16 protein-coding genes are annotated in these 13,498 nt (G+C 52.6%); 9 read left to right on the forward strand and 7 right to left on the reverse strand.

The genetic code is table 11. From position 1 onward, the window contains the following. Window positions 1–12 precede the first annotated feature (12 nt). Window positions 13–771, forward strand: a complete 759-nt coding sequence (locus tag NYE24_RS01570; protein ID WP_342477867.1) for an amino acid ABC transporter ATP-binding protein — start codon at window positions 13–15, stop codon at window positions 769–771. On the opposite strand, the gene NYE24_RS01575 is transcribed toward NYE24_RS01570, so the two are convergent. From NYE24_RS01575 to NYE24_RS01590, 4 genes are all read right to left on the reverse strand, one after another. Then, window positions 764–1,408, reverse strand: coding sequence for a hypothetical protein (locus NYE24_RS01575; RefSeq protein WP_342477868.1), 645 nt, complete (start codon window positions 1,406–1,408; stop codon window positions 764–766). The two genes, NYE24_RS01570 and NYE24_RS01575, sit on opposite strands and share 8 nt — an antisense overlap. After that, window positions 1,395–1,880, reverse strand: coding sequence for a sigma-70 family RNA polymerase sigma factor (locus tag NYE24_RS01580; RefSeq protein WP_342477869.1), 486 nt, complete (start codon window positions 1,878–1,880; stop codon window positions 1,395–1,397). Before NYE24_RS01580 ends, NYE24_RS01575 begins: the two co-directional genes overlap by 14 nt. A gap of 194 nt (window positions 1,881–2,074) precedes the next feature. Further along, a complete protein-coding gene (locus tag NYE24_RS01585) occupies window positions 2,075–2,749 on the reverse strand; it encodes an S-layer homology domain-containing protein (protein WP_342477870.1) in 675 nt (224 codons plus the stop codon). An 85-nt stretch (window positions 2,750–2,834) separates the two neighbouring features. Next, window positions 2,835–3,410, reverse strand: a complete 576-nt coding sequence (locus NYE24_RS01590; RefSeq protein WP_342477871.1) for a hypothetical protein — start codon at window positions 3,408–3,410, stop codon at window positions 2,835–2,837. A 299-nt stretch (window positions 3,411–3,709) separates the two neighbouring features. On the opposite strand from NYE24_RS01590, the gene NYE24_RS01595 reads away from it, so the two are divergent. Then, a complete protein-coding gene (locus tag NYE24_RS01595; protein ID WP_341024818.1) occupies window positions 3,710–4,183 on the forward strand; it encodes a transcriptional repressor in 474 nt (157 codons plus the stop codon). 185 nt (window positions 4,184–4,368) lie between these two features. Here the strand turns inward: NYE24_RS01595 and NYE24_RS01600 are convergent, their stop codons facing one another. Further along, window positions 4,369–5,049, reverse strand: coding sequence for a TIGR00266 family protein (locus tag NYE24_RS01600; protein WP_036694379.1), 681 nt, complete (start codon window positions 5,047–5,049; stop codon window positions 4,369–4,371). Between the two features lie 179 nt (window positions 5,050–5,228). Between NYE24_RS01600 and NYE24_RS01605 the strand changes: the two genes are divergently transcribed. Continuing rightward, window positions 5,229–5,444 (forward strand): hypothetical protein, encoded by a 216-nt coding sequence (locus tag NYE24_RS01605; RefSeq protein ID WP_209985754.1) that lies wholly within the window; start codon window positions 5,229–5,231, stop codon window positions 5,442–5,444. A gap of 3 nt (window positions 5,445–5,447) precedes the next feature. On the opposite strand, the gene NYE24_RS01610 is transcribed toward NYE24_RS01605, so the two are convergent. Continuing rightward, window positions 5,448–6,266 (reverse strand): helix-turn-helix domain-containing protein, encoded by an 819-nt coding sequence (locus NYE24_RS01610; RefSeq protein ID WP_342477872.1) that lies wholly within the window; start codon window positions 6,264–6,266, stop codon window positions 5,448–5,450. Between the two features lie 313 nt (window positions 6,267–6,579). On the opposite strand from NYE24_RS01610, the gene NYE24_RS01615 reads away from it, so the two are divergent. The 5 genes from NYE24_RS01615 to NYE24_RS01635 are packed head-to-tail and all read left to right on the forward strand — an operon-like array spanning window position 6,580 to window position 11,539. Then, the gene (locus NYE24_RS01615; RefSeq protein ID WP_036694374.1) at window positions 6,580–7,347 is read left to right on the forward strand and encodes a sugar phosphate isomerase/epimerase; all 768 of its coding nucleotides are present in this window, start codon (window positions 6,580–6,582) and stop codon (window positions 7,345–7,347) included. Next, window positions 7,340–8,437 carry a Gfo/Idh/MocA family oxidoreductase gene (locus NYE24_RS01620; RefSeq protein WP_036694372.1) on the forward strand — a complete coding sequence of 366 codons (1,098 nt, stop codon included), beginning with the start codon at window positions 7,340–7,342 and terminating at the stop codon, window positions 8,435–8,437. The genes NYE24_RS01615 and NYE24_RS01620 overlap by 8 nt, the downstream gene beginning before the upstream one ends. 47 nt (window positions 8,438–8,484) lie before the next feature. Continuing rightward, a complete protein-coding gene (locus NYE24_RS01625; RefSeq protein ID WP_342477873.1) occupies window positions 8,485–9,555 on the forward strand; it encodes a Gfo/Idh/MocA family oxidoreductase in 1,071 nt (356 codons plus the stop codon). A 40-nt stretch (window positions 9,556–9,595) separates the two neighbouring features. Further along, window positions 9,596–10,564 (forward strand): sugar phosphate isomerase/epimerase, encoded by a 969-nt coding sequence (locus NYE24_RS01630; RefSeq protein WP_036694368.1) that lies wholly within the window; start codon window positions 9,596–9,598, stop codon window positions 10,562–10,564. Window positions 10,565–10,591: 27 nt separating this feature from the next. Continuing rightward, on the forward strand, window positions 10,592–11,539 hold the full coding sequence (locus NYE24_RS01635) for an aminoglycoside phosphotransferase family protein (RefSeq protein ID WP_342477874.1): 948 nt from the start codon (window positions 10,592–10,594) through the stop codon (window positions 11,537–11,539). Window positions 11,540–11,594: 55 nt separating this feature from the next. On the opposite strand, the gene fabV is transcribed toward NYE24_RS01635, so the two are convergent. Beyond that, window positions 11,595–12,785 carry an enoyl-ACP reductase FabV gene (fabV, locus tag NYE24_RS01640; RefSeq protein ID WP_342477875.1) on the reverse strand — a complete coding sequence of 397 codons (1,191 nt, stop codon included), beginning with the start codon at window positions 12,783–12,785 and terminating at the stop codon, window positions 11,595–11,597. Window positions 12,786–12,887: 102 nt separating this feature from the next. On the opposite strand from fabV, the gene NYE24_RS01645 reads away from it, so the two are divergent. Then, window positions 12,888–13,433 (forward strand): HXXEE domain-containing protein, encoded by a 546-nt coding sequence (locus NYE24_RS01645; protein ID WP_036694366.1) that lies wholly within the window; start codon window positions 12,888–12,890, stop codon window positions 13,431–13,433. The last annotated feature ends 65 nt before the right edge of the window (window positions 13,434–13,498 follow it).

The following is a 13,498-nucleotide window of genomic DNA, read 5'->3' on the forward strand; positions in this document are numbered from 1 at the left end:
GGAGGCACAGGCATGATTGAAATACGCGATTTACATAAGTCTTTCGGGCCGCTGGAAGTGCTAAAAGGTGTGGATATCACCGTTGAACACGGCCAGGTAATGGTCATCATCGGACCTTCCGGCTCCGGCAAAACCACACTGCTGCGCTGCTTCAACCTGCTGGAGACCCCCGACAAGGGCAGTCTTATGCTGAACACGATTAAGCTGGATTTCACCCCGGGCGCCAAAATTCCACAGCGTACCGTACTGTCCCTGCGCCAGCAGACAGGAATGGTATTCCAGTCTTATAATCTGTTCCCGCATATGACGGCGATCGGCAATGTGATGGAGGGACAGGTCACGGTGCAAAAGCGTTCTAAGGCAGAAGCGCGCAGCAAAGCGCTGGCCCTGCTGGACAAGGTGGGTCTGGCAGACAAGGCAGATGCGTATCCGCATCAGCTGTCCGGCGGCCAACAGCAGCGTGTAGCGATAGCCCGCGCCATGGCGGCCTCGCCGGAGGTGCTGCTATTCGATGAGCCGACCTCGGCGCTTGACCCTGAGCTGGTCGGCGAGGTGCTGAAGGTTATCAAGCAGCTGGCCCGGGAAGGAATGACAATGGTCATCGTCACCCATGAGATGAAATTCGCGGCCGATGTGGCCGACCGGATCATCCTGATGGACAACGGAGTTATTCTGGAGCAGGGAACCCCCCGGGAGGTGCTGGAGGAGACGAAGAACCCGCGCGCCCTGCAATTCCTCAACCGGTTGAGCGGGTCAAATTCCCTCATTTAGAAACTAATTTGCCTGTGTATGTGATGTGATCTTGTGAAAGGACCTGGATCGAGCTGCTGCCCAGCTTGGTGCTACCCTTGAAGGCTGTAATCTCCAGACTGCTGTCAGAGACAGTGTATTGAATGGATTTATCAGTTGGAGGAGACCAGTAGACCGTATCCCCGGGCTTAACAATGGCTTTGGTGTTCGAAAGGATCACCTTTCCGTCGGCCGGATTCCACAACAGCAGCTGGCCCTCAGTGGCCCGTACCTCAATGGTATCTGCACCTTCAGCAGCAAGCTTGATCGGGAAGCCGGGCACACTGCTCATATATAACGAGTACTGGCCGAGCGGAAATTCGACACCCGGCTGAACCACTACCGGGACGCCGTCTGCTGCATAAGCTGTCACCATGAACCCGCTGTAAAGGGGAGAAGGGGTGGCAGGATCACCGCTGTTCACAAGGAGGGGTCCTAGGGTGGCGATTAAGAGGATGATCACACAGGAGAGCACAGTGGTCATTATTTTTCTGCGAAATGTCCAAGCTGAGGTCTTTGACGTACCGGAATGAATTGTGGCACTGCGGATAATGGATTGTTTAAAAGCTTCGTCAGCCTTGATACCGTCCATCCCGTTCACATACTTATCCTTCATCATGGTCGAAATCCTCCATTAGCTTAGTCTTCAACAGCTCCTTAGCCCGCTTAAGCTGAGTGCGGACCGTATTCTCATTGATGCCCAGGAGCTGCGCAATTTCTGCTGTTTTGTAGCCCTCATAATAATAGAGATGTATGACGATCCGATATTTTCGGGGAAGCATCAGCACATAGGATAGGATTTCCAGATCTTCTGCCGGTTCAATAGGAAGAGGCACTTCTTCATAGGAGCGGAACCATTTCCGCCACGGGCTGCGGATGACATCCCTGCACGTATTAATTGTTACTCTTATGAACCATGCCTTCTCATGCTCCAGGCTGTTAAAGATACGCTGGTGCTTGAAAAACTTGATGTATACCTCCTGGCACACATCCTGAGCATCCGCCAGATTACCGAGATGAGCAAGGGCTAAGCGCAGGATCATATCGGTATATTGGTTGACTGTAGTTGTTAAGCTGTCAGGTTCATTCATAAGGTTGTCGTTATTCCCCATCATCCGCCTCCATTCACTACTAACACGTATGGTAAAGGGAGATTATTTCATCTCACAATAAGCCTACGTACTTCCTGCCAAAAAAACAAGGCTGCCCCTAGCCGTAACGGCTTCCGGGACAGCCTTTTATCTATCATACGCGGGGGAACGGTATGAACGAATCCAATTTTCCTTTACTTCTGTGTGCCGCCATCGCTAACGGACTTCAAGTAGTCCAGCGTGTTGTACAGCATAACTGCTGCTTCAGCGCGGGTAATAGTGCTCTTCGGATTGAACTTGCCGCTGGCATCGAGGGCAGTAATCTTGTATTTCAGCGCCCGCTGAATGCTGCCCTGGTAGGAAGGGTCCAGCGCGTCTGCGTCTGCAAGCGTAGCCGGGACGAGATTGATCATCGGCAGGTTACCGGCCTTCTCCACAGCTTGAACCAGCATACTGGTATACAGCTCTTTAGAAATCGGCTTCGCCGGATCGATATTGGCCGGGATATTCACACCATTATAGTGCGCATTGATGAAGGCTTCCGCGTACCAGGCATTGTCCTTTACTTTGGAGAAAATAGCGCTGGCCTGGGGGGCCTTATTGAAATCAATTGCGGCCAGGCTAAGCTGCAGACCACCGGAGATGAACTGTACACCTTGTGCAGTCGATACTATGGCTCCGGGAAGAAATTGTGTGTCTGATATTCCTTTGATTCGTCCTTGCTCCTTTAGTGTATCTATTTTATCCTTGCCGCTTATACTGCCGATATCCTTGAAGCTGCTGCCTGCTGCAAACATCTGCCCGCCGAACGAGAAGGAGAGAAGGGTGGCTGCGGTTATAGCTGCGATAGTGTATTTTCTCATAAACATCTGAATTCCACCTCTATTATAGGTTGGGCCGCTTGGCCTGTATCAACTCCCTTGACGGTATAAGATTAGAAAAGGTTGCAGCGCTCTACATCATTTCCTGAAACAGCAGATTGCGGTAGGGGTACCGGCTGAATCTGGTCTTGAACAGCAGCGCGATTCCGCTTTCTTCAATCGTTACAGATTTCAGTGACGTTGTTCTCACCAGACTGCGGACCATCGCCCTTACCGCCCGGTTATCCTTACGCCGGATGGCGGCAGCCATAGCTTCAGCGAAGCTCAGGTTAACCGCAAGCTCGCGGTACAGCGGGATGATGGAACGCGCTATGCAGCGGTGAGCGTCTGTATTGAAGGTGAACTGAACGGTTCCAGGCGGAATCGTCGTTCCATTGGTATAGAAGGCAACCGGCAGCGGAAAAGGGAAAGAGATAAAATATCCGATCCCGTTCGTTCCGTAATTCTCCGTGTCCGCAAGCGCGGGGATACTGTGGAGCAAGCTGCCCATCAAGTCCAGGTCGGCAGTGACAACCGCGGTTGTCCATTGCCTGGCATAACTGCGGTTTCCGGCAATTTTCCGGTAGAACGGCAGCATGGCCGCAGCTACGCTGCGCAGTACACGGGCTGTTACAAGCCGCTGCGTCTGCTTAGGTTGTACTTTCGCCATCCGGATCATCCTCACTTTTTAAATATAATAATTTATACGTTGCACAAGATTAATTATCCTATAAGTTTCATGTGATCTTGATACAGAGTATGGGGATAGCGCGCACTTCGGAATGGGCGGACCTGGTTTCGGCAGAAATATTATCTGTGTGCGGAGCGGCAGAGGGGGCTATTGCGGGCAAGTGATGTTATACTGGTGTCAGGACTTTTCTTTGACAGGCAAGTTTGTTATGCTTATATCGTAACGATTACTAATTATTCTGCGGGAATTGTTCTGCTTCCGGAAAGGTGGGAACCCGGGTGAACCGAGTGGCAAATATCAGCCAGCAGTTTGCGGCTCATAATTATAAGCTTACACCACAGCGTGAGGCGATAGTGAGAGTGCTGCTGGATAATGAGAAGGATCATCTAAGCGTGGAAGAGGTATATATGCTGGTCAAGCGCAGTTACCCGCATTTGGGCCTGGCGACGGTCTACCGTACCTTGGAGCTGCTGTGTGAACTTCATATTGTGCAAAAAATGAATTTCGGCGACGGCGTCGCCCGTTATGATCTGCGCGACGATGATCATGTGCATATGCATCATCACCTGATCTGCAATGTATGCGGTAAGCTGGAAGAGATCAAGGATGATTGGCTGTTGGAGCTGGAGGCGCGGGTAGCCCGTGAATATGGCTTCAGTGTGACCGATCACCGTCTCGATTTCAAAGGCACCTATAATAGCTGTCAAAAGAACGGCTGCAAGGGCGACAAGGACTGCCGCGCCGTCTCATAAGCACATCTGCAGCACAGAGAAGGCGCAGGGCTGAAGTTCAGCCTGCGCCTTCTTGCAAATATAAGAAGTTATATGTTTCACACGATAACTTATCCTTCTATTTCTCGCTGAAACGGCTATGCCGTCCCTAAAAGGACGGCATAGCCGTTTCCACTTGTGTATGCGTAATCTGCGAAATGCCGCTGCTAGGAGCGGTTCGGCACGAAGGATTTGATCCAGGTTCCGAAGCTGCCGGGATTGCGGGTCTGAACCAGGATCACCCCTTCGCCGCGGAACCGGCAGACCAGGGCCTCGCCGCTGGTTAAGCTGTTCAGCCAGCCGGAGGCTGCTTTTTCCACCTTGTAATTCATATAGTCCGGCCAAGCTACAAGGTGTCCGTTATCGATGATCATCTCTTCGCCCGGTCCGAGGTTAATAGCGTGAATCGCTCCGAAGGAGGAGAGGAAGACGGTGCCCCTGCCGCTGATTTCGAGAATGAAGAAGCCTTCGCCGGAGAACAGGCCGCGGGTCAGATTCTGCATCTTGGTATTGACCTGAATGCCTTGGGTTCCCGCCAGGAAGCCGTCTTTCTGAACAATCAGCTTGTACGACCCGTCCAGCTCAATGGCCTGCACATCCCCGATGGAACCGGGTGAGAGCAGCACCTCACTCTGTCCGCGCGTGGCGGTCAGCTCCTGGAAGAAGAATTTCTCCCCGCTCAGCATACGGCCCAGGCCGCGCATAATTCCGCCGTCCACGGTGCCCCGCAGCTCCACGTTCGGTGACATGGCGACCATCGCCCCCATCTCCGCCTTGACGCTCTCGCCCGGCTCCAGCAAGACCTTCAGCATGGCGAAGGCGCCGTCATACAGCACATCATATTTCATATAGTACTCCTCCTCTTCTTGCGGTTATTTGTTATGATCACAGGTATGTATCTTGCTCTTCAAGGATACTGTACCAGGTAGTCTAACTGCAAGCTGCGCAAGGACCAGATTAATGTGATAGAATGGAAAAGACAGTGCAAACGCACTGAATATATGACTGACAAGGAGTGTTACCGCTTATGGCACGGACAAGAACGCAGAAGGCGCTGCTTAAGGCAGAGCGCTCAGGCACATGGGTTGCAGAAAGAAACCGCAGACTCAACCAGGATTACGGGGCCATCTCCCAGCATGTCAGAGTAACCCCCGGCAAACGGGAGCAACTTAATAAGGTCAAACACAAGGAGCGGATCTTCCATGATGGCGCTCCTTTTGCATGCCTGGGCATAACTGCTTAATGCTTAAACCTGTGCCCTGCTATGAATACGGTACTCCTTGGGCGACATGCCGAACCGGCTGCGGAAAATCCGGTGGAAATAGGTATAGTTCGCAAATCCGCAGGTCTCGGAGACATGCTCCAGCGGCATGGGGCTGAACGTAATCTTTTCCCGGGCCATATCCAGCCGTACATCATTTACATATTTGACAATCGTGGTGCCGAAAGCTTCCTTGAATAGATGAACTGCCCGGGAGACCGAGATATCTACATGTGCAGCCACATCCTCCAGCCGGAAGGCGTAAGAGGCATGCTCTTCAACGTACTGCTTCATCCGGTAAGCCAGATAAGCCTTCGGTGAGACCGCGGGCTGATCAATCATCAGCCGGTCAATCTCCATACATAGAATCTGCAGATAACAAGAGGAGATGTCCGGTGAGGAGTCCGACAAGCGGCGCTGCTCCAGCACAAGCTGGCGGAAGAGGCCGAGAATATGATCGCTCATCGGCAGACGGAGCACTGCCGGACGCTGCTTGCGTCCCCACCATTCTTCAATCCATGGGCCACTGCAAAAGATATGATAGTCGCCGCTCTCGATCCTCGGCTTGCCGACGGGATAGACTTCCTTGTCGATACTCAGATAGTAGGGGTCATCCGGTGCGAACAGCATGAGATCGCCGCTCTCAACGGTCGTAATGGCTCCGTTCTCCCTGGTGCGGCTGCGGCCTTCGGTCTGGAGCCGCAGCAGATAATACTGTACGCCCTCGCTGCGTGACATATGAAACGGTTTGCGGTGGAAGGAGAATCCGGCGGATAGAATGTGGCAAGCGGCATATGTGGTCATGAGTCCCTCCTAAGTCTAATAAATGATAAGCAGATTGTTCATGTTTTAATCATATTATTCATTTTATTATATACGCTTTCATATTACCATGTACCTAAGCGAAAAACATAAAAATGATGTGGAGAAGGCCGTATTGCGGCGCTAATTGCTACATTTACAAACTCTGGAAGCAGTGGATGAAACCATGGGAACGTGACGTTCTCCAATGTTTACAGCCCGTTTGTTCAGGTGATGCATTTCAGGGAAGGCAACCGGAAGTGTGGCGGCAGCAAGAACAGGATATCTCCGGATCACATAAGGAGTGGAAATAATAATGCTTAAGGTTGGACTACAGCTGTACACACTAAGAGAAGAACTGGAACAGGATTTCGAGGGGACTATACGTAAGGTAGCCGAGCTGGGCTACAGCGGTGTGGAGTTCTTCCACTATTTCGGCCGTACGGCCGGGCAGGTGAAGGCGCTGCTTGAAGAGACAGGGCTTGTTGCTGTCGGAGCGCACCGCCCGTACGAAGCGATGCTGAATGATACAGAGCAGGAGATCACTTTCAATCTGGAGATCGGCAACCGTAATCTGATCGTGCCTTATCTGTCAGAAGAACAACGGAACTGGCCGGAGGTAGCGGCAGGTCTGCGGACCATCGGCGAGAAGTGCCAGGCTGCCGGTGCTGTTCTGTCTTATCATAATCATGATTTTGAATTCACGGAGAAGGTTGACGGCCAGCCAGCCTTTGATTATCTGTTCGAAGCGGTGCCTGCTGAGCAGCTTCAAGTGGAGATGGATACATGCTGGGTGTATTACGGCGGATATGATCCGGCAGAATATATCCGTAAGTACGCAGGACGCCTGCCGATCATCCACCTCAAGGATCTGAAGAAGAAAGAAGACGGCTCACCGGAGACCGTAGTACTCGGCGAAGGTGAAGTGGATCTGGCTGCGATCATTGAAGCAGCAGCTGCGGCTGGTGTGGAATGGGCAGTGGTAGAGCAGGACTTCTGCAGCCGCTCGCCGCTTGGTAGTGTGGCTGACAGCTTGAACTGGATCAAAACATATGAGAATCAAGGAGGAAGTATTCATGTCTAACAAACTCAAAATTGCTATTATCGGTTGCGGTGGTATCGCAAACGGCAAACATATGCCAAGCCTTGCCCGTCAGGAGGATGCCGAAATGGTGGCATTCTGTGATATCGTGGAAGAACGTGCCCAGGAGGCTGCCAAGACCTACGGCTGCGAAGGCGCTGCTGTATTTACCGATTTCCGGGAGCTGCTGGCAACAGGCGGATTCGATATCGTGCATGTCTGCACGCCGAATGACAGCCACTCCGAGATTACGGTTGCTGCACTGGAAGCCGGCAATCACGTGCTGTGTGAGAAGCCGATGGCCAAGACTACTGCACAGGCCAAGGAAATGCTGGATGCCGCCAAGCGTACAGGCAAGAAATTGTCCATCGCCTATCAGAACCGTTTCCGCGCAGACAGTGAATATCTGAAGGGGCTGTGTGAAGAAGGGGAGCTTGGCGATATCTATTACGGTAAGGCTATTGCGCTTCGCCGCCGCGCGGTTCCAACCTGGGGTGTGTTCCTGGATGAAGAGAAGCAGGGCGGAGGACCGCTGATCGATATCGGTACCCATGCGCTGGATCTGACACTCTGGCTGATGAATAACTACAAACCGCGTATGGTCGTAGGCTCTACTTTCCATAAGCTGGGCCAGAAGAAGAATGCCGCGAATGCCTTCGGTCCTTGGGACCCTGAGCAATTCAAGGTTGAAGATTCCGCCTTCGGCTTCATTACAATGGAGAACGGTGCTACAATTGTACTTGAATCCAGCTGGGCGCTGAACGTATCTGAATTCGGTGAAGCGAAGACCATGCTTGCCGGAACGGAAGGCGGAGCAGATATGAAGGACGGGCTGCGTCTGAACGGCGAACGTGCCGGCCGCCTGTATGAGACCAAGGTGGACCTGTCCTCCGGCGGTGTCGCCTTCTACAGCGGAGCTGCGGAGAATGAAGCAGACCGTGAAGCCCGTCTGTGGCTGGAAGCCGTAAGAGAAGATAAGGACCCGGTGGTTCTGCCGGAGCAGGCCTTCGTAGTTACCCAGATTCTTGAAGCAGTGTATGAATCAGCACGTACCGGACGCGCCGTATATTTCGACGGAAGTTCTGACAACTAAGAGCATCTCCGGGTTAAGCGACTATCAGAGAAACAGGAGTGGAATCCATGAGTTCAATCAAACATACTGTAGCCATCATTGGTTACGGCGGAATGGGAAGCTACCATACCCAATTAATCAAAGAGAGTGACCGGGTGGTGGTGACCGGCGCCTTCGATCTGCTGGACAACCGGCGCGCCTTGGCTGAGGAAGCAGGCTACACCGCGTATTCCAGCTATGAAGAAGTGCTGGCAGATCCGGCTGTGGACATCGTTCTGATCGCTACACCGAATGATGTCCACAAGGACATCGCCCTTCAGGCTTTTCAGGCAGGCAAGCATGTAGTCTGTGAGAAGCCGGTGGCCATGTCCTCGGCTGAATTCATCGAGATGCAGGCTGCTGCGGAGGCGGCCGGACGGGTGCTGATGGTGCACCAGAACAGACGCTGGGATGAGGACTTCCGCGTGATCAGGGAGATGTATGAGCAGGGGACGATTGGATCACTCTTTCAGATTGAATCCCGGGTGCACGGTGCCAACGGAATTCCCGGCGACTGGCGCCATGTGAAGGAGCAAGGCGGCGGGATGCTGCTGGACTGGGGCGTGCATCTGCTGGATCAGCTGTTGTTCATGATTGACAGCAAGGTGAGCAGTGTCAGCAGCAGTCTGAGCTTTGTCCTCGGCAATAACGTGGATGACGGCTTCGATGCAGTGCTGCAGTTCGAGAATGGCATCAGAGCCATCGTGGAGGTAGGGACAACCAACTTCATCACGATGCCAAGATGGTATGTGAAGGGCACCGGGGGAACCGCTATTATTGAAGACTGGTCACTGAGAGGCAGAATTGTAGCCCCCAACCACGAATCGGAAAAGATTGAACCGACACCGATCCGCGCAGGTGTAGGCTTGACCAAGACAATGGCCCCGCCTTCAGAAGGTTCAACAGTCCTTGAAGATCTGCCTGCGGCATTAGAGATGCCCTCCAGCTTCTATGATAATCTGGCCGCTGTCATCGAAGGCACGGCGGAGCCGGTTGTCAAGAATGCCGAGGTGCTTCGTGTGCTAAGACTAATTGAGGCGATCTTCGAAGCTGCAGAGCGTAATGAGACTGTTAAGAATTTCGATATCTACGGAGCTTAAGCAGGCTCCAATACGACCCTAGGAGAGGTGGAATCTGCAAATGAAACTTGGAGTATTTATGGTGTTGTTCGGCGGCCGTAAGCTGGAGGATGCACTGGATTATGTGGTCTCCAAAGGACTTAAGGCTGTTGAGATCGGTACCGGAGGGTATCCCGGGAACAGCCATTGCAATCCCAAGGAGCTGCTGGAGAATGAAGCGGCCCTTCAGGAATTCAAGCAGCAAATTGAATCCCGCGGCTTGATCATCAGCGCGCTAAGCTGCCACGGCAACCCGCTGCACCCGCAGAAGGAGCTGGCAGACAAGGATCATGAGGTGTTTGTAGACACCGTGAAGCTTGCACAAAAGCTGGGCGTCAAGGTTGTGAATACCTTCTCCGGCTGTCCGGGCGATCATGAAGGCGCGAAATATCCGAACTGGCCGGTTGCCCCATGGCCGAATGATTACCAGGAGATTCTGGCCTGGCAGTGGGAGAACAAGGTCATTCCTTATTGGACAGAGCAGGCGGCCTTCGCTACTGCACATGATGTGAAGATTGGTCTTGAGCTGCACGGAGGCTTCTCGGTACACACTCCGGCCACTCTGCTGAGATTAAGAAAAGCTGCCGGGGATGCCATTGGGGCGAACCTTGACCCGAGTCATATGTGGTGGCAGGGAATTGATCCGGTACAGGCCATTCATATTCTCGGCCGTGAAGGCGCTATCCATCACTTCCATGCGAAGGATACCGTTATTGATCCGGTGAACGTCAACAAGTATGGCCTGACGGACATGCAGTCTTATGCGAACATGCTGGACCGCGCCTGGCAGTTCCGATCCGTAGGTTACGGACACGATGTCAAGGTCTGGGCAGATATGATGAGCGCACTGCGTCTGGTAGGCTACGACTTTGTAGTCAGTATCGAGCATGAAGACGGCTTGATGTCGATTGAAGAGGGCTTCTCCAAAGCGGTTGACAATCTCAAGCAGGTGCTGATCGAAGAGCCGCTGTCTGAGATGTGGTGGGTCTAACCGGTGGAGAGCTTCACTAAAGTCCAATTGAACGACTGGCAGCTGAGTCTATTGACTGCTGCAGCCTTTGGCACAGATGTACAGATCGTTAGCAGCAGGGAGCTGACCGGTGGATTCTTTAATACGGCCTATGATCTGGAGTTAAGCGATGGCCGCTCGGTCATTCTTAAGGTAGCTCCGGACCCGGAGACAGAGACTCTTAGCTACGAGAAGGATATCATGCGTGCTGAGGTGGAGGCTCTCCGGCTGGTACGTGCTGCTGGCGGTGTGCCTGTGCCGGAAGTGTACAGCTATGACGACAGTCTGCAGCTGGTTCCGTGTCCTTATTTTTTCATGGAGAAGATTGAAGGACAGCCGTATAACGAGGTGAAGGAGAGTCTCACCGAGGAACAACGGTATTCCATTGAATTCGAGCTGGGCCGGTACCAGCGGAGAATCAATGCGATTGAAGGGCCAGCCTTCGGGCTGTTCGGCAAAGAGCCTGACGGGAGCGGACTCACCTGGAGGGAGACCTTCAAGTCTATGCTGCTGAATGTGCTTCAGGATGCGGTCAGACTGGAGGCACGGCTACCGGCTGGTCAGCAGGAAATAGAGCCGGTGGTGGAGCTGTATCTGCCAGCCCTGGATGAAGTGACGCAGCCGCGGCTGGTACACTGGGATCTGTGGGGCGGCAACCTTTTTGTACAGGATGGGGTAATCGTATCGATTATTGACTGGGAGCGGGCGATGTGGGGCGATGTGCTGCTGGAGTATTATTTCCGGCATTTCGAGAGCTCGGCAGCGTTCTATGAAGGGTATGGGTCGGCTTTTGCCAGCCGGAATGAAATTCTGCGCAAGCAGCTATATGACCTGTATCTGGATCTGATCCTAGTGATCGAATGTTACTCACGCCAGTATAAGGATGAGAATCATATTAACTGGGTGCACGATAATCTTGCGGAATCCTGGACACGGTTCACAGCTTTGGTACTATAGCATACTCATAAGGCCGGTTCTCTTTCTGAGATCCGGCCTTAAGGCCTGTTCATCCTCAGTAACTGTTGCGGATGGTAACTACCGGATTGATATCAGCTTCATAGTCAACGCCGCCGGATTCGAAGCCGAACAACTGGAAGAACTCGCGTCTGTAACCGGCCAGATCGGAATATTCGTAGACATTCTCCGTGCGTAGCATGGGCCATATCCGGTCCACTTCTGTCTGCACGGCATGGCTCATCTCATGGTCATCTATCCGGATACGCCCTTGTGTGTCTAACGGAGTCCCTTCCGGGTTGTACAGGAAACCGGTATACAGCCGGTAGGCTTGCTCAATGCAGCCTTCGTGCACTCCCTGTTCTTTCATGACCTTGTAGAGGACTGAGATGTATAGCGGAACTACAGGAAGCGCCGAGCTGGACTGGGTCACCAGACCCTTGCTGACTGCTACATAAGCGCGGCCGCCCGTTCGTGATAATTCTGCATTCAGCTGCAAGGCTGTGGCTTCCAGATGATCTTTAGCCCGGCCAATCGTGCCGTCGCGGTAGATAGCCTGTGTTATCTCTGGACCTACATAGGAGAAGGCGAGGGTAACCGCATCTGCTGCCAGAACGCCGGACTCCCGGAGCGCTTCAATCCATAGCTGCCAGTCCTCCCCGCCCATCACATGAACTGTATCATCGATTTCAGCTTCGATAGCTGGTTCAATCTGTACGGTACTTAGTTCTCCGGTATGGAAATTGACCGTTGTATTGGTATAAGGGTTGACGATGGGCTTCAGCACAGATTGATGAACTTCTCCGGTCTGCGGGTCTGTTCTGCGCGCCGAGGCTAAACTGTAGATGACCAGGTCAACCTGTCCAAGCTCGCTGTGGATCAACTCGATGGTCCGTTCTTTCGTCTCAGCGGTAAAAGCGTCCCCGCACACGCTATAAGAGCGCAGGCCCGCTGTGTGGGCCATTTCCTCAAACGCTGCGGAATTATACCAGCCTGCGGAAGCAGTCCGGGTCTCGCTGGCTGTACTCGGCCTATAGACACCTACAGTGGCTGCTCCTGCACCGAAGGCTGCTGCAATTCGTGCGGCAAGCCCATAACCGGTTGAAGCGCCGATAACGAGCACATTGCGGGGACCGGCAAACCTTCCTTGGTTCTTTACATAGGTCACTTGCTCCTGTACCTGCTGTGCACAGCCTGCCGGGTGGGCAGTCGTGCAGATGAACCCGCGGGTTCTCGGTTTTATGATCATTTGAGTAGTTACCTCGCTTTCATCGGTGTTTGGTGGTTGCAGGGATTGCTGAAATAAACATACCAGATGACGACTTTCTTTGGCAAAGGGAGGGATGTAAGGATGATGAGCTTTCTTCAATTACATATTGACCTAACAAGCTTGCTATGGCTGCTGCCTGTCTGCTTTATGTTTCATGATTTTGAAGAAATTCTTACAGTTGAGGCATGGGGAAAGAAGCGCGGACAGTCTGTTACCTCATCAGTTTCCCCCGCTTTGCGAAAGCGTATTGCGCCAATGATGGGCGTAACCACCAGGAATTTTGCTATGGATGTGCTCTTCGTGTATATTCTCATAGTAGGGGTAACCTTCGTTGCGGTATTTTTAGAGTTCTACTGGCCCTACTTAGCAGTCCTCGCTGTGTTTCTGCTGCATGTCTTCACACATTTGGCACAAACTATTGTTCTGAAGCTGTACACCCCGGGTGTAGTGACAGCGGTGCTTATAGCATTTCCGTATTCTTTGTATGCTTTTTACCGCCTGCTGCATGATGGTGTTGTTAGTGAAGCTGACATGGGGTGGTCACTGCTGCTCATGTTGATTCTAACACCGCCGCTTGTATGGGGGTTGATGAAGAAGAGGACAAGGCATAAGCAGAGCCAGGAATGATGATTGTTGACGGTGACGTTTTCAGAAAAATCTTGACGTAAGCCCCTAAAGATAGATAAAATAAT

The sequence above is a fragment of the Paenibacillus sp. FSL H7-0350 genome (genome assembly GCF_038593195.1).
Taxonomy (GTDB): Bacteria; Bacillota; Bacilli; order Paenibacillales; family Paenibacillaceae; genus Paenibacillus_AQ.